At 49.4% G+C, this 20,994-nt stretch carries 15 protein-coding genes; 13 read left to right on the top strand and 2 right to left on the bottom strand.

The window, feature by feature from the left end; translation table 11 throughout:
- Window positions 1-145 precede the first annotated feature (145 nt).
- From K3G39_RS03790 to K3G39_RS03740, 11 genes are all read left to right on the top strand, one after another.
- Complete coding sequence (locus tag K3G39_RS03790) at window positions 146-1,051, top strand: glycosyltransferase (RefSeq protein ID WP_220624843.1); 906 nt, start codon at window positions 146-148, stop codon at window positions 1,049-1,051.
- Window positions 1,048-2,175 (top strand): glycosyltransferase, encoded by a 1,128-nt coding sequence (locus tag K3G39_RS03785; RefSeq protein WP_220624842.1) that lies wholly within the window; start codon window positions 1,048-1,050, stop codon window positions 2,173-2,175. Before K3G39_RS03790 ends, K3G39_RS03785 begins: the two co-directional genes overlap by 4 nt.
- 233 nt (window positions 2,176-2,408) lie before the next feature.
- Window positions 2,409-3,899, top strand: a complete 1,491-nt coding sequence (locus K3G39_RS03780; RefSeq protein ID WP_220624841.1) for a T9SS type A sorting domain-containing protein — start codon at window positions 2,409-2,411, stop codon at window positions 3,897-3,899.
- A gap of 392 nt (window positions 3,900-4,291) precedes the next feature.
- A complete protein-coding gene (locus K3G39_RS03775) occupies window positions 4,292-5,758 on the top strand; it encodes a protein kinase (RefSeq protein ID WP_220624840.1) in 1,467 nt (488 codons plus the stop codon).
- A gap of 80 nt (window positions 5,759-5,838) precedes the next feature.
- Complete coding sequence (locus tag K3G39_RS03770; protein WP_220624839.1) at window positions 5,839-7,314, top strand: DUF5687 family protein; 1,476 nt, start codon at window positions 5,839-5,841, stop codon at window positions 7,312-7,314.
- 45 nt (window positions 7,315-7,359) lie between these two features.
- Window positions 7,360-8,055 (top strand): ABC transporter ATP-binding protein, encoded by a 696-nt coding sequence (locus tag K3G39_RS03765; RefSeq protein WP_220624838.1) that lies wholly within the window; start codon window positions 7,360-7,362, stop codon window positions 8,053-8,055.
- A gap of 181 nt (window positions 8,056-8,236) precedes the next feature.
- Window positions 8,237-9,607, top strand: coding sequence for an amidohydrolase family protein (locus tag K3G39_RS03760; RefSeq protein ID WP_220624837.1), 1,371 nt, complete (start codon window positions 8,237-8,239; stop codon window positions 9,605-9,607).
- Window positions 9,608-9,692: 85 nt separating this feature from the next.
- The gene (locus K3G39_RS03755) at window positions 9,693-10,466 is read left to right on the top strand and encodes an MBL fold metallo-hydrolase (RefSeq protein WP_220624836.1); all 774 of its coding nucleotides are present in this window, start codon (window positions 9,693-9,695) and stop codon (window positions 10,464-10,466) included.
- Window positions 10,467-10,474: 8 nt separating this feature from the next.
- On the top strand, window positions 10,475-10,837 hold the full coding sequence (locus K3G39_RS03750) for a DUF1622 domain-containing protein (protein WP_220624835.1): 363 nt from the start codon (window positions 10,475-10,477) through the stop codon (window positions 10,835-10,837).
- Between the two features lie 102 nt (window positions 10,838-10,939).
- A complete protein-coding gene (locus K3G39_RS03745) occupies window positions 10,940-13,060 on the top strand; it encodes an ABC transporter substrate-binding protein (RefSeq protein ID WP_220624834.1) in 2,121 nt (706 codons plus the stop codon).
- A gap of 267 nt (window positions 13,061-13,327) precedes the next feature.
- Window positions 13,328-14,011 carry a hypothetical protein gene (locus K3G39_RS03740; RefSeq protein WP_220624833.1) on the top strand — a complete coding sequence of 228 codons (684 nt, stop codon included), beginning with the start codon at window positions 13,328-13,330 and terminating at the stop codon, window positions 14,009-14,011.
- A 64-nt stretch (window positions 14,012-14,075) separates the two neighbouring features.
- On the opposite strand, the gene K3G39_RS20745 is transcribed toward K3G39_RS03740, so the two are convergent.
- A complete protein-coding gene (locus tag K3G39_RS20745) occupies window positions 14,076-14,201 on the bottom strand; it encodes a hypothetical protein (RefSeq protein ID WP_255593898.1) in 126 nt (41 codons plus the stop codon).
- Window positions 14,202-14,903: 702 nt separating this feature from the next.
- Between K3G39_RS20745 and K3G39_RS03735 the strand changes: the two genes are divergently transcribed.
- The gene (locus tag K3G39_RS03735) at window positions 14,904-18,026 is read left to right on the top strand and encodes a SusC/RagA family TonB-linked outer membrane protein (protein WP_220624832.1); all 3,123 of its coding nucleotides are present in this window, start codon (window positions 14,904-14,906) and stop codon (window positions 18,024-18,026) included.
- Window positions 18,027-18,040: 14 nt separating this feature from the next.
- The gene (locus K3G39_RS03730) at window positions 18,041-19,471 is read left to right on the top strand and encodes a SusD/RagB family nutrient-binding outer membrane lipoprotein (RefSeq protein ID WP_220624831.1); all 1,431 of its coding nucleotides are present in this window, start codon (window positions 18,041-18,043) and stop codon (window positions 19,469-19,471) included.
- Between the two features lie 236 nt (window positions 19,472-19,707).
- On the opposite strand, the gene K3G39_RS03725 is transcribed toward K3G39_RS03730, so the two are convergent.
- Window positions 19,708-20,967: a serine hydrolase gene (locus K3G39_RS03725; RefSeq protein WP_220624830.1), complete on the bottom strand. Its 1,260-nt coding sequence runs from the start codon at window positions 20,965-20,967 to the stop codon at window positions 19,708-19,710.
- Window positions 20,968-20,994: the final 27 nt, after the last annotated feature.

Here is a 20,994-nt window from a genome sequence, read left to right as displayed (position 1 = left end):
GATTTCACAAAAACACGTATTACCATAACATTAGGGAAGTCTATTTACATTACCATTACTTTTTTATCTGATGCTTAGCATACCTACTTCTCCTCCCCAGATCGCGCCGCTTCAAGGAATACACCACAGACCTACCTGGTCAGTGATGATACCGGTACATAACTGTGCTATCTATCTTAGGGACACTTTAAGCAGTGTACTGGCACAAGGTATACCTGAAACGGAAATGCAGATTGAGGTAGTAGACGATGCCAGTACGGATGCAGATATTGAAAAGCTGGTTGCTGAGGTTGGTCAGGGACGCATCAAATACTTCAGACAGGCGCAGAATATTGGTAGCCTTCGAAACTTTGAAACCTGCATTAACCGCTCAAAAGGAAAACTTGTGCATCTCTTGCATGGGGACGATAAGGTCAGACCAGGCTATTATACCAGGATAAAACAGCTCTTTGAGCGCTTTCCAACAGCAGGTGCTGCCTTCAGCGGCTATTGCAGTATCAACGAACAGGGTCAGGTCGTATCGCAAAAGAATCCTGAAATGAAACAGGATGGTATATTATCAGACTGGCTGGCGAGGATCGGTGAAAAACAATTGATTCAGTATGCTGCCATGACAGTGCGCAGAGAGGTATACGAGCAGCTAGGGGCTTTTTATGGCGTGAATTATGGAGAGGATTGGGAGATGTGGGTCCGGATAGCGCGCCATTACCCGACGGCCTACACACCACTTACACTGGCAGAATACAGGCAACACACTACTTCTATCACCAACAGCAAGTTTTTGAAAGGGGAGCACTTGCAGGACCTCTACAAGGCCATGCTACTCATTCAAGACCATCTGCCAGAAAATCAGAAGCATTCCATCCTCCAAAATTCAAAAAAATATTATGCTACTTATGCGCTTAATATAGCAGCACGGCTGTGGCACAGCCTGCACAACAAGCAATTGGTTGAAGCTCATATCAAGAACGCACTGCAGTTCCACACTAGCCCCCTTATTTACCTGATGGCAGCAAAACTTTATTTTACTTTAAAATTCTACAGGAAATGAGGTTAGGTATTACGATTGTGATTTGCACTTACAATGGGGCGAAGCTTCTTCCAGAAACGATCCGTCACATTGCCAGCCAGCGCATAAGCTCATACATAAAATGGGAAGTACTGGTCGTCGACAATGCCTCTACTGACAATACCTCCGAAGTTGTACTTGAGGAGTGGGAGAAACAGGGCCAGCCCACCCAACTGCACCTGTTCCACCAGCCGAGGCAGGGCCTGACTTATGCCCGCGAACTCGCATTGAGCCATTCGAAGTATGAGTTCGTTTTGTTCTGTGACGATGACAACTGGCTTTGTCCTGATTACCTGAACCTGGCCTATCAGCTCATGCTATCACATCCGGAAATTGGGGTGCTGGGAGGAAACGGCGAACTAGTGTTTGAATCACCTCCTCCTAAATGGGCGATCGGGCACGGCTTCTTTGCAAATGGCCCGCAGGCGAAAACACCGGGTCCAGTAAGCAGGCAGTTTGTGTATGGCGCAGGTTGCGTCATACGGAAGTCAGCCTACGAAACGTTATTGCATGCGGGCTTTAGGCCTTTATTAACCGACAGAGTGGCTGGTACCTTAACAGCCGGTGGAGACTACGAGCTATGTTATGCCATCGCCATGGCAGGTTATAGCATCTGGTACGAAGACAAACTTAAATTTAAGCATTTCATGCCCACAACTCGCCTGAACTGGGACTATTTCACTAGGTTTATATCTGAGGGCTCTAAGTGCTTTGAAGTAATCATGCCCTACCGTATACATGTAAACATGGGATGTCGCAGCAGTATTACCTTCTGGCTGATGTGCATGCGTATAGCAGGTTCGTACTTCATGAAGTCCCTCCCGCTTCTTGCTACCAGGCTGTTTTTGCCGGCAGATTCGGAGACAGCCAAGTTAAATGCCATCAAACTGGTTTCACTTAAAACAAAACTTTATAGTTTCAAAAATTATAAAGTCATGAAACTCAATTTTGATAGTATTATAAAATTTCATGAAGAAAATCTTCAAAAAATAAAGCGGCAACAGCATATTGGTTCCCTCTTCAATGTGCAGGCTACCAGATGTGCTGACAGTGACCTGAATCATTTACTTTTAGTACTAATAAATATTTATATAAAAATATCCTGAACCACGAATTTAATACCCACTTAATACAACTTATTTAAATAATTACCATATATACTCTATTAGGGATACTCCCGAACAGGGCAGCCTATAAATGCATCATGCGGGATTGATAGAATTCCAACGGGACAGCTGCAATTTTTATAAGCAACTGGGTATAAGTATAGTATTAAGCGGCAGGGTAAGTTCCTTCAAACTACTTATCCTATACTGGCTGTGAGTATATCGGGGATTTTATGAATAGATTTACTACTTTATTATTTTTATTTGCATCCTTTTTATCTCTAGCCTTGTCTGCGCAGGAAATACAAGGCTTAAGTTCTGTAAATCAACTTACCAGACTTGCTGTAACCAAAAACACGGGTGAGAAACCTCAGTCTAAAGTATGGAGCTACGCCTGCACACAATGGACTGTATTGCCCGACACAAGTGGCACGCATTTGTGGCGCCTCGATGATGATAGTTGGACGCGAGTGCTAACATTATCGCCCAGCACGGTGACTAAAGCGGATTGCAAGGTAGAAAATGAGGTTGTGCATGTATTACTATTTGAGGAAGTCACCCCGATCACTAACATTGTGGAAGAAGCAGAGGATTCCACCATGTCTCTCAACAACAAAGCATACCTGGTTTCGATCGAATATGATGAATCTCAACACACCTATAAACGCTGGTCTAAGAGGCCTGCCCCCAGTGAGATACAGTTAGATAATGGAGTAGAAACTGCCTCCATCGATATTGACAGCCGAGGCAGAATGTGGCTAGCTTCTGATGCCGTCAAAAAGATAAACGTACGCTGGAGCGATGCCCCTTATACGACTTGGAGTTCTCCTATTACACTGGCTTCAGGAGTTAAAAACGATGACATTACAAGTGTAGTAGCGTTACCTGGAAAAATAGGCGTTTTCTGGTCAAATCAGAATGCGAAGAGGTTTGGGTTTAAAACTCATCAAGATGGCGCCTCCCCCACGCAGTGGTCAGCAGATGAACTACCAGCTTCCCAATCAGTTTCTGATGTCGGCAAAGGTATGGCGGATGACCATATCAACTTCGCTGTAGCAAGCGACGGTACATTATACTGTGTGGTCAAAACAAGCTATAATGTGCCACAATACCCCACCATAGCGTTATTGGTACGACGCCCCTCCGGAAAGTGGGATAATTTGTATGGTGTTTCAGAGTTTGGGACTCGGCCCATCGCACTACTTGATGAAACACTGAACAGGCTTTTGGTTATATTTTCCTCTATCGAGGGTGGAGGAGATATCTTATATAAATCAACTTCCCTATCCAATATAAACTTTGGCCCCCAACAGACATTAATGACTGGTAGGTTTGACAATGTTACAAGTAGCAAAGCATCTTTTAAGTCAGAGATTGCTATTCTAGCTTCCAATAAAACCCATGCGTACGGAGTAATTATAAGTAACGGAACTCCTTCTTTAGTCAAATGTCCAAATCTGGAATCGTCTTTCAGGTCCTTCGTAGTCTACCCTAACCCTTTCATTACTAAAACTACTATATACTTCACGCTTCAGGAGGATGACGAATATGAGCTCCTGCTTTATGATAGCAAAGGTGCTCGTATTGCCAAGCTCAGTCAAGGAAGAGCACTGGCCGGAGAACTCAATACAATAGATTTAAAAGACTTATCTCGTGGCCTATACATGATCACATTGCAGACAAATAAGTCTGTAAGGTCCCTGAAAGTAATTCAGGAAAGGTAACTTCAGGAAGAAGGTAACTACGCCGTCACTCTGTATGATTCCAAAGGAATGCTAGTGGCCACACAAAAGCAAGGCAGTACCCTTGCAGGAGAAACCCACAGGCTTGAGATAGATGGCACCTACTTATCAAAAGGAATGTAGTTTATAAAGCTACAAACCAATACCCTGAACAAATCGATTAAGCTGATGCTAGCCAAGTAAGGTCCGTTGCACAATGAGAAGGAGGGCATGTACAAGCGTGTCCTCTTTTATTTTAAACCATGTTCCTGTTGGAGCACCATCTCCATCTTCTAGGTTTAGAGCGAATACAGTATGTTTCTAATGTTCCCTCCATACGTTTTACCACCTAAACCCCGCATTCCCGTATTACCCCATGTGAATACATGGGTTCTATGAGTATACCGGAAACAAACGGCATTTTTGCGACACATTACTTACTGAAGGAGCAGCTAAGCTCGGGAGCGGTTGAAGAGGTCTGGAAGGCAGAAGACTGGACGTCAGAAGGGGCTCCGGTAACGCTGAGGCTGTATGCGCCTCACATCCGGCTCGACCATCACAGTCTGGAGTTGCTGCAACGGGAACAGGAACAGCGGGCCTTGCTGCAGCACCCTCATCTGCTTATACCTTCTAATTTCGGCGTACACCAGGGAATTCCTTTTGAAGTAGCACCGCTACAGTCACAATATACCCTGGCGCGGGCTGCTACGCTCCCGGAAAGAGAAGTTGCCCGGCTGATCTATCAAGTAGGTAGTGCGCTGGAGTACCTGCACACACAACAACCTTCTGTGTCACACCGGAAGATAAATCCGGACAACTTTATACTGGATGCGCCGGGAAATTACCTTTTAGCCGTACCTGCATTGAGCAGCCAACTTCGTACCCTCCTGCACCGCGCCACCGGTACGCCACTGGCGCAGGATACCGCCTACGCCGCTCCGGAATTATTTGGTCCTCACCCGGTGCATGCTGGTGCCAGCGACATATTTGCATTCGGTGTGAGCTTGTATGAGTTGTGCACCGGCGAAACACCGTGGCTGGGTAATGGGGGATTAAGCCTGAGTCAGGGAGCGGAAATCCCGATCATTCCTGATCCCTATTCCCGTATTTTGAGCAACCTGGTGCGGGCATGCCTGCACCCCGATCCGGAGAAGAGACCCACAGCACAAGTGCTCGTAGAGGAAGCTAGTTACTATTTGGAATATGGCAAATGGAAATCATACGGCACCTTTGGCAATGTCACGGCTGAATCGATTGTGTATAAGAAAAGGTCCTGGCTATGGCCTATTTTGTTTTTGCTGATTCTGGCCGCTGCCCTGGGCACTGCTTATTACTTTTTGGTATGGCAGGCACCTGACAAGGAAGTGGCTGCTGAATCCGATTTACCTACCAACGTCCCGGGCAAGCCTGTCATCACAGACTCAACCACCACCGCGAACACTCCGGCTGTGACCAAACCAGATACACCAACCAACAGACCGAGCACCCAAAAAACGAAAACAATAACGCCTCCAAAACATATCCCACAGGCTACTAAACCCGCTCCATCACGTTCGGTGCAGCCTGCTTACCCTCAGCCAACCAGTCTGGAAGGATACCTGAACGGCCTGCTTAACGAAGAAATACCGCTGCAGGTACGCGACCGCTGGCGAACACCTATCCGTAAATACTTCTCTCCGGATGCCATCATTTATGCCCGCATGCACGACGCTCCTTTAGGAAGTTTCGGGGTAGGCGAGTTCATTGACATTCTTTTAAGCACTGAAGAAGGAAACAGCATTGTGATCGACAAGATAATCTATGACGAAGAAGAAAAAGGGGCTATAGACGAAATCAACGTGAGCATTATCGCTGTTCAATAATTTCTTGCTGCCTGGGTACATGGGGCTTGGCTTTTTAAGGTTTTTTTAGAATATTTAAAAAGCTATTTACCCTATACCTTATGTTTGGAACTCTCCTCAACCTGCAGTGGAAGCAGGCCCAACGATCCCCGGCTTTTCAGAAAAGCCTGGTGGTGAATATTATACTCGGATTCCTCATCGTTTATTTTGCCCTCGTCTTTATCGCCCTTGGCTTTTTTAGCCATAAGATACTAGCCGAGCTTTACCCCAACCAAAGCCCGGTAGACTCATTTAACAGCTTTCTGCTCTTCTATTTTCTGATAGACCTGGTGTCTCGCTTTATGCTGCAGGACCTGCCGGTGCTGGCCATCCAACCCTACCTGCACCTGCCCCTGAAGCGGGAAAAACTTGTTCACTTTGTGCTGTTACGCTCCATACCGAGTGTGTTCAATCTGCTCATGCTGCTGGTGTTTGTGCCTTTTATGCTGCGTTCGGTGGTGCCGACACATGGCATAGGTATAGCGTTGGTCTGGCTGGCTTCCCTGCTGCTGCTCACCTTTACCAACAATTTTATCCTGATCTACTTTAAGCGGCAGCTAACTTCAAACCCGAAAATCACACTGCTGCTCGCCCTTGTGGTGGGGGGCCTTATTTTACTCGACTACATGCAGGTGCTGTCACTTCGCCAGGCTTCTACTGTGGCTTTTGATGCTCTGCTGCAGCAGCCCTGGCTTGTGCTGGTGCCATTGCTGGGCCTGACAGGCGTATACCTGCTCAACTTCCGGTACCTTATGCAACACCTTTACCCGGAGGAAATATTCATTAAAAAGGTGTCTTCGGTAGAAGGAAACGACATGGCTTTCCTGAACAGGTTCGGCGATATCGGCAAGCTGATTGCGCTGGAGTTAAAGCTGATCTGGCGAAACAAACGACCGAAATCCATCGCCACGATTTCGTCTTTCATGCTGTTCTACGGCCTCATCTTCTATACCAACAAGGTATACCTGGAGGGCTGGGGTATGCTCATTTTTGTGGGCATTTTCGTGACGGGTAGCCCGATGTTCAACTACGGTCAGTTTGTACCCGGCTGGCAAAGCAGCCACTTCGATGCCCTGCTTACCAGACCCATTTCGATGTACCAGTACGTGAAAGCGAAATACCTCATGTTTGTGCCTTCCGTACTCCTGGTCACCGTACTCACGCTCCCTTATGGCTTTTTTGGCACAAAAGTGCTTCTGATCAACCTGGCAAGCTGCGTCTTTAACATTGGCGTGAACAGCATCTTGATCCTTTACTTTGCAGCGCTCAACAAAGAACGCCTCGACCTGAGCAGTGGCTCTGCCTTTAACTGGCAAGGCGTAGGGGCATCCAAGTTTGTGATGATGCTGCCCATGGTGCTGGGGCCGATTGCTATTTTCCTGCCTTTCTCGCTAATGGATATTCCGCAGTGGGGAATTTTTGCCATCGCTCTCATTGGAGCTCTGGGCATTGCCTTCCACCGCCAGTTGCTTCGTATGATGGCCAAGCGACTCGAGGACAGAAAATATATCCTGGCCGCAGGCTACAGACAGCACTAATAATTAAGACAAAAAACATTCAGCTATACCTGAAAAGAAATGAATATGATTGAAGTAAAGGATCTCGTAAAAGCATACAGCGACACCACCGTCGTGGACATAAAAACACTGCATGTGGCGCCCGGCGAAACGATTGGGTTGGTGGGAAACAACGGAGCTGGCAAAACCACCCTGTTCCGGATGCTGCTGGACCTGGTGCGCCCTACCACCGGGGTGGTTACCTCCAAAGGTATGCCGGTAGCGCATACCGATGCCTGGAAATACTATACCGGCTCGCACCTCGACGAGGGATTTCTGATAGACTACCTCACGCCAGAAGAGTACTTTAAATTTATCGGCGACCTCCATGGCTTATCTACCGGCGACATACAGGAGCGGCTGCAACCATTTATGGACCTGTTCAATGGCGAGATTCTGCAGCAGCGCAAATACATCCGCGACTTTTCGAAGGGAAACCAGAAAAAAGTAGGTATAGCCGCCGCCGCACTCTCGCACCCTGAACTCCTGATCCTGGACGAGCCCTTCGCCAACCTCGACCCCACCTCGCAGATCAGGCTTAAGAATTTGCTTCGCAACCTGCACGAGCAACACGGCATGACCATGCTTATATCCAGCCACGACCTCAGCCACGTAACAGAGGTTTGCAGACGCATTGTTATTCTGGAAAAAGGAAAAGTTGTGCAGGACATGCAAACCACCCAAGACACCCTGCAGGCACTGGAAGCCTACTTTACGGTATAGCAGACCGAATATCCTCAGGTATAAAAGCCACCGGTCCCCGATCTGGTGGCTTTTGCTTTTTAGTAATAACAGTACCGGCGGTTGATCTACTTATCCGAAAACTTTACGTTTAAGCTTACAGTAGTATAACGCAGTGAAGTTTTAGTTTAACGAAACAGGTATACCCAAACGCCCCTCCCCCATGAAAGCTTACTTCATACTCTTGCTTCTTCTCCTGAACCTATACCCTGCTTTAGCACAGCAGCCCATTAGCTCCCGCGACCGCGAAGTAGTGTTTCGGTCCGTAAACATCATTCCGATGGATAAGGAGCAGGTGATCGAGGACCAGACAGTGGTGGTAAAAGATGGAAAGATAACAGCCATTGGAAGTCCCGGCAAGGTAAAGCACAGCAAAAATGCGCACATCGTGGATGGCACCGGAAAGTACCTGATGCCCGGCCTGGCCGAAATGCACGCGCACGTGCCCCCTGTCGATAATATGGAGCAGATGAAAGAGGTACTGCAGCTTTTTTCGCTGCACGGCATCACCACTATACGGGGTATGTTGGGGCATCCGCGCCACCTCGAGCTGCGCAGCAAATTACAATCCGGTGAACTGATCGGTCCCCGCTTCTATACCTCCGGCCCCTCGCTGAATGGCAACAGTGTTAAAACCCCGGAAGCCGGTGTCGCCATGGTAAAACAGCAAAAGCAGGCAGGCTACGATTTCCTGAAACTGCACCCAGGACTCACTCCCGAGACCTTTGCCGCCATCGCCGGCACAGCCAACCAGAGTAGGATGCCTTTTGCGGGCCATGTGTCTTACGAGGTAGGTGTCTGGCGGGCCATTGAAGCGGGCTACGCTTCCATCGATCACATGGATGGTTTCATCGAAAGTCTGGTGCCGGGACTGGAGGCTATAGCTGAGCAGGAGGCTGGCCTGTTTGCCATGTACATAGCAGACCAGGCAGATACCACCCGTATACCTAAACTGATGAACGCTTTGCGGGAAAAAAACATCTGGGTAGTGCCTACACAGGCACTTGCCGAACGCTGGATATCAGCAGCCGAGTCGCCTGAAGTATTGGGCAAAAAGCCGGAGATGAGATACATGAACCCTAAAACCGTGCAGAACTGGGTGGCCTCCAAACAAAAACTAATGGCCGATCCGCGCTACGCTGCTGCTGCGCTTGACAGGTATGTGGAGCTCCGCCGGAAACTCATCAAAGCCTGCAACGACAATCAGGTTGGTTTGCTGCTGGGCTGCGATGCGCCGCAGGTGTTTAACGTACCAGGCATTTCCACGCACAAGGAACTGGTATACCTGGTAGCAGCCGGGCTCAGCCCTTATGAGGCGCTTAAAACTGGCACGGTTAACGTAGGCAAATTTCTGAAGCGCGATGACATTGGTGTGCTGAAAGTGGGTGCTGCTGCCGACCTGCTGCTCCTCAATGGCAACCCTTTGCAGGATGTTTCTCATACCCAGCGCATAGAGGGTGTGCTCATCGGCCATACCTTTCTGCCCAAAACCTACCTGACCAGTGAATTAAAAAAACTGGAAAAAGCACAGTAAAAAGGTTCTGTTAAAACCAAAGGCCCGACTACCTGTTACGATTCCTTTAAAGCAAAACGAAAAATTAACCGAAAAAATTAAACCTATGAAATTAAAATCCATGCTCATGCTGGCAGGCGTACTGCTGTTTTTAAGTGTGCAGGCGCAACAAAAAAATAGTCCCGATAAAATTGAAACGAGCAAAGGCCCGGTCACCATTCAGCCCGTATTGCACGGCACTGTAGCCCTGACATGGGGCGGCAAAACCATTTACGTAGATCCCTATGGCGGAGCAGAAGTATTTACAGGTATAGCCACACCCGATCTTATCCTTATCACCGACATCCACGGCGATCACCTCGACATGAAAACGCTAGAGTCGCTGAATACCAGCAAGGCAACCTTTGTAGTGCCACAGGCCGTAGCCGACAAGCTCCCTGCCAGTTACAAAAACCGGGTGGTGGTGCTGAATAATGGCCAGAAAACCGAGCAGTCAGGTATAGGCATCTCCGCTATACCTATGTATAACCTGCCCGAAACCGAGGACGCCCGCCACACCAAAGGCCGTGGCAATGGCTACGTGCTGCAGTTCGCCGATAAAGCCGTCTACCTGTCAGGCGACACCGAAGACATACCCGAGATGCGGGCTCTCCGCAACATCGACATAGCTTTTGTCTGCATGAACCTGCCCTATACCATGGACATCGACCAGGCTGCTTCGGCGGTGCTCGAGTTTAAGCCAGCCATCGTATACCCGTATCACTACCGGGGTCAGGACGGGCTGAGCGATGTGGAAGCTTTTAAACGAAAGGTAAACGAAGGAGATAAAAAGATAGACGTACGCCTGCGCAACTGGTACCCGGAAACCGACAAAAAATAATACCTCACATGCACGACTTTCGGCTGTACATAGAATACGCTGCCCGTGCCATCGAAGCAATTGGAGTCCTGATCATAGCGATCGGGGCTGCCATTGCGCTTTTCCGCTTTATTTTTCCGCTCCGCCACAATTCCCACCGCTCCTACATTTTGTTGCGCCACGAACTCGGCAAAGCAATTCTGCTGGGGCTGGAAATACTGGTTGCCGCCGACATTATTGCCACTGTGGTGACAGAGCCTTCCCTGGAACGTGTGCTCACACTTGGCCTGGTCGTGCTGATTCGTACTTTTCTGAGCCTGTCGCTGCAGGTAGAGCTCGAAGGGCGTTTCCCCTGGCAACCCAGAAAACCTGAAGCCGAACAACCGCGTTAGCATTCCCTCTGAAAAAACCGTATATAACTATACACACCGCATCATGGTCCGCACCATGCCATACCTGCTGCTATACCTGTATCGGATTTCTCATCGCTGTGCATGCGCACAAAGCTCCTTTCTACTAAACAAACAATCGTACTGCTAGCAGGGCTCTTATTGGTGCTCTACCTGGTATTTCAACATTTTACGAGCTACAACCGGCTGCGCGGGTATTATACTATCGGGGTGATCCTCAATACAATCGAGCTTAGGGCGGGCGATACAGATGTTGTGAAACTGATCATCAGCAAAAAACTGGAGCAGGTAAACCGGCAGGGCGGTGTGCAGGGGCGCGAACTGCGGGTAAAATACCTGGATGACAAGGGCAGTTCTGAAACGGCCCGCCAGGTAGTGCGCGAAACCATGAACGACAAACACCTCATCGGTTATGTAGGTTGCTGGAGTTCCACCCGTTCCAAAGCTATCTCAGAGCTAGTTGGGCCAGCGCGTATTCCTTTCGTCGGCGGTTTTGCCCTTACCCCACTGTTCAGCGAGTACCCTACGATGTATACAGCGGAACGAAGTATCGTAGACGTGGCTTCTGTGTTTGGGGAGCTGCTGGCAGATTACGATCGTCCGGCATTTGTTGGCAAGGCAGCAGATTTATACTCGATCGCGATTTTCGGTAAAATGCAGGAAGTAGTGAGTCAGAACCTGGATAAGGCGCTTGTGCATGAGCAGTGGTTTGCAGGAGACCACCACTATACCGCTGCTGACATCGACTCGCTTAGCCAGGCACTGCGTACCGATAACGCTGATTTTCTGGTGCTCTCTTTCGAAAGCGGAATTACCTCATACCTTGTACAGGAACTCCGGAAGAGTGGCCTCACCATGCCCATCTACACAGCTTTGGGCGACCTGGGTTTTGTGGCTTCCCAAACCGACGGGCAGCAGGCCGGCGAGTTATATGACCTCAACGTAGTAGGTATACCGGGTACCCTGAACCTGCGGCTGCAGGAGCAGATTCCGACTTTTCAAAAAGAGATCAGGTATGGACAGACCCTGGAATTGCAACTCAGTTTTGGAGCCCGCCTTGCTGACAGCATCGGTATACTGGTGGAGGCTGCCCGATCGGCGGGTGCAGTTGACAGTGTCAATATACCTATCAGAGAGCTCATAAACCAGGGCATGCAGCAGTATATGGGAGCCGGGCGCATCTACAGGGGCTGGTTCGATGACTGGTACTTCACGCCTGAAAAAGCCATTGCCGGAGATGTGCTGCTTGCCTGGAAACCACCCAATGCGTCACAGCATATTCTGGCGCCAAGGCAGTACATGTTCCTGGAAGATACCCTGCACAACATACCTGTGCTCTATACCCACATGGACCTGGTGCAGATCAACCGGATAAGCGATATCGAAGGGAGCTTCTATGCTTCATTTTACCTGGAGGTGACCTCAGCAGCCCGATTCTCGGTTGACCAGCTGGACTTTACGAATGCTGCCCGCAGCGAAACCAGCCACGACTACCTGCTGGATATTAAACTGGTGCGTCAGCGCAGTGTGCCCGGCGATATGGCCCTGTATAATTACCTGTACAAAATATCCGGCAAGTTTATTTTCGAGCCTGACCTGCGCCAATACCCGTTTGACAGACAACGCTTTTCTATTTCGTTTCAGCCGGCCAGCGCTCTGCAGCCTTTTCTGGTGCAACCCTCCCATCCCGCCTCCCGCGACACAACATTCCAGGTGAAAGGCTGGAATTATAATGCCCATTACGTAGGATTCGATCATGACATTATCAGCTCTGTCAACACCTTTGAGCTATCGCGCCACACCATCCCTTTTTATAAATTCAACTATACCTATGTGCTCTCCAGGGCACGTATCGATTTTTTTCTGAAGGTCTTCACCCCACTGCTCGTCATCCTGATCATCACTTATTTTTCTGTGTTTATACCGCTGCTCCGCTTCGAAACTCTCGAGGCAATACAGGTCACGTCGCTGCTCGCTTCCATTGCCCTCTACTTCTCAGCCTACAAACCGGAAATGGAGTTCGCCACTATTTCAGACAAAATCTTTATTTTCACTTATGTCATGATCACCTCCCTGATCGGCACTTCTATTTTGCGATTTGTCAAGCGCAAGAAGCATAACACTGAAAGCCGCCTGGCAAGCATTTACCAGCATTATATCTTCCCGATTATCGTGCTGGCCTTTACGCTGGCAGTAGTGTGGTAGCCCCTTGATCATCCAATTACATCTAACACTCAGAACTTTAACAGAATGGCGCGTGTTAACCCTGCATGAAAAGCCAACACACGCACACGACCGGCCGTGCAACAGGTCCGAGCTTTTTGAGAGCATTTTGGCAATAAAAGATAAACTTTTGAAGTTAGTGTAAAAAGGTTTTTGGATTTACAGCATAAAATCAGCCATTCGACTTTCTTAAAAAAATATTATTTTTATATTTACCGCAATTCAACTTTTACCATTATTCAAAAAAACATGAAAGCATTCTTTCTTTCCTTATTGATTGTGCTGACTACAGCAGCACCAGCAGTGCAGGCACAGGGAACGGCTAAAAATGAGAACAAGTCTGCTGCCCCTTTAACCGGGCAGTTCAACGATCTCAAAAGCAAATCCAACTCCTACATGGAAGGCAACAGAGAGTATAAGGTAGTGAATGTCAGCCTTCTTAACTCATTCTGGCAAAGTGTGCAGGCCACGATCAAAGATGTGGAGCAAAAGCAAGTGAAGGAACTGAACGCAACCCGTCAGGATCTGGAGACGGCGCAGGCACGAATTACCGAGCAGGAAAAGGAAATTGAAGCCCTGAAGCTCGATAACGCTCAAAAAGAAGCTGCCGTGCAGCAGAGTGAAGATGCAGTGAACAACCTGCACGTGCTGGGCATTCCGATTCACAAGCAGATTTACGTGATCATCAACACAGCTATTATTGCCCTGTTACTTATTGCACTGGGTGTGGTTTATACGCAGTTTAAGAGCAGCAAGAAGGTGACCGACCAGAAGAAGAAAGAATTTGACGACATTGACCGCGAGTTCGCCGACTTCAAGAAAAATGCCCGTGAGCGCGAGATCAAGATCAAGCGTGAGCTGCAGACAGAAATGAACCTGGTGGCAGAACTGAACGATCAGGTTGCTGCCCTGCAAAAGAAAGCACACGTGTAAGCAGCGCCTAACAGCCACCAATATGCAGAACAGGCTGCCCTATACCATGGGGCGGCCTGTTTTTTTATGGCCATAAGTGATCGTAGAACTTCCTTTTGCGCTTGTTCTTTCTATCCCTGCCGTACATGTAATATACAAAGTAGCCAACGGCATAAAGGATGAGTACCGATGCGATGATAATGATCTCCATGTATTTCTATACGTAAAATCCGCAATAAGGGCACCCTGCCGCTGAACACGTCTATCTTATGTTTTGTGCACCTGTCAGGTATACCAAGCTACATATACCCTTTTACTCAAAACGGGATAGCGGGTACTGGTACCATCCGACCTGCTCTTTCAGGTATAGATTGTCAGGAAGATCGACTTAATTGATCCGAAACAGTTGCTCTTGATTTAACAGATGAGCAGACGTACACCTGACAAGGTATATGCATCAATCTGTTTGGAGTGCTAAAACTCACATGGAAGTTGCCTGGCTTGGTCCTGGGCACAAACGTTCCGGTATTTTGTAATATATATACCAACACATTCACTTCCTTTTCCACAACCGGAAAGCTTCCTCTCTTTGCCAAAATTGATCGGGTTATACCCGAAACTTGCATTTAGCAGCATATTTTATCACTGTTGCTTTCCTATATCTGCGTATTCATCTTCTAAAAGGCAACTTTTTTATAATTTATTCATATAACATACATTAATAAACCAAGCCATTTTAATTAGCTAACTAACTGTAGCCCAAACCCTGGTAACACCAGAGAAATGTCACGAGAGACTATACCTGACGGATTATCATAAACGGGCTGGTGCTGACTTAAACTGCCCGATATCCTGACTACCTGAATGTCATTGCGCTTTAAATAAATTATAGGATGCACTAAATGTGATCATTATGAAGAACACCTTTACACTCATTTTATTGATGCTATTTGTGCTTGGCGCCACAGGTGCCTGGGCACAGCAGCGGCAAGTCAGCGGACGCGTAACCGCCTCTGACACAGGCCAGGGTATGCCGGGCGTTAGTGTAGCCGTAAAAGGGACCACCACCGGCGTGGCTACCGACTCCGAAGGCAGCTATCAGATCCAGGTGCCCGACAACAACGCGACACTCGTGTTTCGCTTTCTGGGTTACCAAACCACAGAAGTGACCGTGGGCAACCAATCAACAATTGATGTGACATTGAATACCGATGCACAGGAACTCGGCGAAGTAATGGTAACAGCCCTGGGCATTACCCGTGAAAAGAAAGCCCTGGGCTACGCAGCGCAGGGTGTGCAGGCCAAGGAGCTAACAGAGCACCGGCAACCGAACGTATTGAATGCGATGCAGGGCAAAGTAGCGGGCGCCACCATCTCGAGTACGGGGGGTGCGCCGGGTCAGGGTACCAAGATCCAGATCAGGGGCATTAACTCTATTGACGTGAATAAAAGCAATGAGCCACTGTTCGTGATCGATGGCGTAATTATGGACAACAGCACGTCTACCTTTGGGCAAAGTTCCGAACTGCGAGGTATGAGCAACCGCCTTACTGACCTGAACCCCGATGATATAGAGAGCATTAACGTGTTGAAGGGTGGCGCTGCCACTGCCCTGTACGGCCTGCGCGGCGCTAACGGTGTAGTCGTGATCACAACTAAAAGCGGACAGCAAGGAGAGTTACGCGTTAACTATACCGGCACCGTAGGTATAGAGGAAGTGAACAAGTTTCCGGAAATACAGGACACGTATACCCAAGGATATACCGGTGTGTACGATCCTGTCAGCTTCTGGCCTTCCTGGGGACCAACTGTGGAGGAAGGCCGCCGCCTGGACCCTACCCACCCGGAGAAACTGCACAATCACTTTAAAGATGCTTACGAGTCGGGCCACCAGTACCGCAACAGCCTCTCCTTCTCGGGAGGCACCGAAGCCATCACGTTTCTATCATCGATTTCGCATTTCCGACACGAGGGGGTGCTACCTTTTACCGATTACGAAAACTTCTCTGCCCGTCTCAACACCGACTTCAAGATCAGCGACAAGGTACGGTCCGGCGCTAACTTCAACTACATCAACTCAGGTGGTTTCCGCTACAACGCCGACCGTTTCAATGAGAGTCTGAGCTACTGGTCGCCGCGCTGGGATGTGCAGGACTACCGCAAGCCGGATGGCACCATGCAGAGCTACGGCAACGACAACCCTGTGTATGGCGCTGCCACCAACCGCATGGAAGACGATGTGAACCGTTTTATCGGGAGCTTTCATGTGGGGTATAGCCCTGTTAGCTGGCTGGACCTGAGCTACCGTATCGGCCTGGACAACTATACCGACGACCGCACCCGCACAGCACCCGGCCCCAGAGGAGTTGCTGACGAGCGGGTATATGAAGACAACGAACAGGGCTTTGTATACGAGTATACTACCAAGTTCCGTACTATCAACTCTTCGTTCCTGGCCACTGCCAACACCAAGTTCGGTGAGGATTTTAACGCTACTTTCCGATTAGGCCATGAGTTGTACGACAGAAGAGTGAAGGGCTTTGGCGTGGAGGGTGATAACCTGACCGTGTTCGATTACTTTGACCTGCGCAACGCCCGGCTTCTCCGCTCCACGCAAACGCAGTCTGACTACCGCCTGATGGGTGTGTTCGGGGAGGCGTCGGTGGACTACCGCAATTTCCTGTTCCTGACCCTGACTGGCCGTACAGATATTACATCAACCCTGCGCAAGCCAAACAACTCTTTCTTCTATCCATCGGCGAGTTTGAGTTATGTCTTCTCCGACCACCTTCAGTTGCCGTCTTTCATCAACCAAAGTAAGTTGCGCCTGTCGTATGCAGGTATAGGTAAAGACGCCATCGAATATGCCACCTCTTCCGGCTTTGCTCCTTACACAGGTTTGCCAACCGGCTTTACAGGCTTTACGAGAGCAGCCCTGCTCGGCAACCAGGACCTAGAACCTGAATTTACCAATACCTTCGAAGCGGGCCTGGAGATGGCGTTCCTGGACAACAGACTGGGCTTTGACTTCACTTACTACCACTCCCTCAGCAAGAACCTGATCATCAACATCGATGTGGCTTCGTCCACTGGCTTTGTGCGGGCGGCTGTGAACTCCGGCGAAATGCGCAACAGAGGGGTAGAACTGGTGCTGAACGCAACTCCTGTCCGCACAGAGAACTTCACCTGGGATGCCAAGCTGATCTACTCCGCTAACCGCAACAAGATCCTGAGCATCCGTGAGGGCCTCACCGAGATTCCGTATGCCTCGCAGTTTGGCTATGTAGGTTCTACCGTTACCATGAAACTTATACCTGGCCAGCCCTTCGGCAACATTTACGGATCGCACTGGCAGCGCTACTACGGTCCCGGAGAAGAGCCTGATCCACTGTTTATCGACAAAGACCGCCCGATCGTGATCGGTGCAGATGGTTTTCCGGTGCGCGCGCCACTTACCAGCCAAAAGATTCTGGGCAACTCGCAGCCTGACTGGATCGGTGGCCTTACCAATACCTTTACTTATAAGAACCTGAGCTTAACCAGCTTGTTTGATGCCCGCGTAGGACACGAACGCTACAACCAGATGGACAACTTCTTCTCCGCCTTCGGTATAGCCGAGTATACTGAAAACCGCAACGAGACCAAGGTGTTTGAAGGCGTGCTGGCCGACGGCACACCCAATACCAAACAGGTATGGCTGGGTCAGGGCATGGGTCCGGATGGCGTGAACTACGGCGATGGCTTTTACCGACGATTCCATCGGGGCGTTTCTGAGAACTTTGTAGAGGATGCTACCTGGGTGCGCCTGCGCTCGCTCACACTGAACTATACCTTGCCAAACAGCTGGTTTGAAAACACTTTCATCCGCAACAGCTCGGTGGGTCTCACCGGTAACAACCTGATCCTATGGACTGACTTTTTGGGTTTTGACCCGGAAAACAGTGCCACCCCAAGCGGCAGTAACGTGGACGGCTTTGCCGGCTTCACTTACCCGGCTGTGAGAAGTTACCTGTTTACGCTCAATGTCGGATTCTAAACCCAAAAATGATCATGAAAAAGCTATATCGATATGCAATGGCGCTGCTCCTGACAGGGGCTTCGCTTGGACTCCAGAGTTGCGAAGATTACTTTGACCTGCACGACAACCCGAACCTGGTGTCGAGTCCGCCGCTCAATGCCATGCTCTCCACCACAACCCACAAAACCGGCCTCAACAGCCAGCGTGTGGCGGCTACCACTGCTTTTTATGTGCAGTACCTGGCCAGCTCCGTGACAGGCAATGCCACCGATACCTACCAGATAGTAGACCTGACGGGTTCCTGGGACGCGATTTACCTGGCCATGGCTGACATTTACGATATGAAACAGCGGGGCCAGGATGAAGGCGCCTCTGATTATGTAGGTGTTGCCAACATCATGATGGCCTACCACCTCAACCTGATTATAGACCACTGGGGCGATGGTCCTTATTCGCAGGCCTTTGACAACAGTACGCTGACCCCTGGCTTCGACTCATCGCAAGATCTGTATGCTGAGGCACTGCGATTGCTCGATGAAGGTATAGCAGAACTGAACAAAACCGATTCGCGGGTGGAATTAAGCGCAGAAGATGACCTGATTCATGGGGGTGACAAAACCAAGTGGATCCGGACGGCCAATGCCTTTAAGGCTCGTTTACTCAATAAGGTGAGCAAACAACCTTCCTACAATCCGGGGGCTGTGCTGAGTGCTGTTGAAAATTCATACCAGTCCAACGAAGATGACGCAGAAATGGCGGTGTTCTCTGACATAAACCCATGGGCTGCCATTGCACGCAGCAATGCATCCCTTGTGCTGGGTGGCTGGTTATCGGAGCAATTTGTCAACCATCTTAACGGCACCACCTATGGTGTGGTGGACCCGCGCCTGCCACGCATCACTGACCGTACTGACATTACTCTATCCATTGACCCTTACATCGGCACACCCAACGGTGTGGGCAACGTAGGTCCGCGGAACAACACGGTACGCGACGAAGTATACATTTCCCGCAACTCTCCCCTCACCGGAGATCTTTCGCCTGTTACCATTGCCTCATATGCCGAGATGAAGTTTGTTGAAGCAGAAGCAGCTTTCAGAGCAGGTGACCAACAGCGGGCTTATACGGCTTACCTGGCAGGTATACGCGCGCACATGGACAAAGTAGGTGTGCCTGCCGCAGAGCGGGATGCCTACCTGAACAACCCCGCTGTAGGCGTGGGCGCTGCCAACCTCACCCTGGACCTGATCTTCAAGGAGAAGTATGTCGTAACGTACCTGAATGCGGAGGCCTGGACCGATGCTCGACGCTACAACTACCAGTACGCCGATTTTGACCTGCCTGCCAACGCTGATCTGACGACCTTTATCCGCAGAATCGCTTATCCGCAGGGAGAGACCAGCAAAAACCCGAACACACCTGCTTCGCCTGCCTTGTCAGAGCCACTGTGGTGGGACCAGTAGAGTTTGGGAATTAAAGAATTTGGGAGTTTAGGGCTGACTTAAATTTCCGATAGTGAAAAAGCAGTAGTTGATCGGGGTGGATCGGCTGCTGCTTTTTTGTGTTTAGAAATGGTCGGTAAACTGAATGACTTTACTGAAGCAACATTTACCACAATGGATGATCGCTATACCTGGCAGGGCTTTTACCGAAAACTCTTGTGGCTTGCTTTTTACACCGGAGAATCAGGTATAGCCCATCAGTATTGCAGCTTGAATTTGTCGAGGTTGGGGAGGTATTGCTTTTTGCGTTTCAGTTCGTGCTCGTAGAAGGCGCGGCCGAGGTGCTGCATAAATGGATAGCCCACTGTTTCGTACTCGTACTTGCCATCGTTGAAAATCCCGTTTTCATTCACCAGAATAACGGCAGTCAGCATGAATTCTACCTGTTTGTCGAAGTCCACGATGTAAGCGTTGTCGATCAGGAAGCCATAGGCATTGCCAATTTTGTTGAAGATGCGGATATTTTCAGGTATTCGTGCTTTTGAGTTGCCATACAGCAGGAATTTCACGTAGCCATCCGGGTATTTCTTCGGATCATAAGCCGGAAAATCGCTCTCCCGTGGCATCATACTCATGTATTTGTAAAGGAAGGTATAGTCATCATCTGTCAGGTGGAAGCGCTGCTCCGCTGGCATTGCCTCCGGAAACAACACACTCTTGAGGATACCTTGCAGGGTTTCTATGGAGATATAGTTCTTAACCGTGAAGTCCATCGGGCCGTCCACCAACTTGTCGCCTGCAATGTGCCCTTTGCCCAGCATTTCATCAAATTTCGCCTGCGTGAAAGGAGTCTGGTTACTGACCAGGGGCTGCTCATAAATTACCTGTCCGTCTTTATAAAACCTGAACGGATTGGTGTGGCGGTTTTCATCAGGGCTCAAAGAGATGCTGAGCCGATGCACCAGCTGCACATCTTTAAAACCCTTCGCATGTAGCGACTGATTGAGCTGCTGTTGACCAACAAACTCATACAACCGGTTATAAGCATCGTTGTCGCTCACCAGGAACAGCTTTTTGATATAGTGCGCAATAGTGGCCTGTCCGTCTGCCGAGGTGCTGTCCTCCCGCACCGGGCTTTGCCCTTGATAGGCGCTGTCGGCCTGCAGGGGCGTGTACTTGTCGAGCCCGTCTATACCTAGATCGTTGAATTTTTCGAGCGCCACCACCGCGCCCGGTAGCTTGACGGTACTGGCCGGATAAAAATACTCCTGCGGGTTAACACGATAGGTATAGGAAGTGAAGTGCGGCTGGTTCTGCTCATCGCGGTCGATCTGGGTGTAGAGAATCTGCACCCGGTACTGCTCCGGATTGTTGAGTATATGTTTGAACCGCCCGGGCTCAGATGCAAGTATCTTTTCGATCATGTTGGTTTGTGTGCCTGCTCCCTGTCTGTTACCGGCACAGGAAGTTATGGTTATGCTTCCGGTTAAACTCAGGTATAGCACCAGTTTATACATGAGGGGCAGAAGTGTTTTTTTCGTGCT

The organism is Pontibacter sp. HSC-14F20 (assembly GCF_019599265.1).
Lineage (GTDB): Bacteria > Bacteroidota > Bacteroidia > Cytophagales > Hymenobacteraceae > Pontibacter.
The sequence above is the reverse complement of the archived record's forward strand: the minus strand, read 5'-3'. Positions and strand labels throughout refer to the sequence as shown.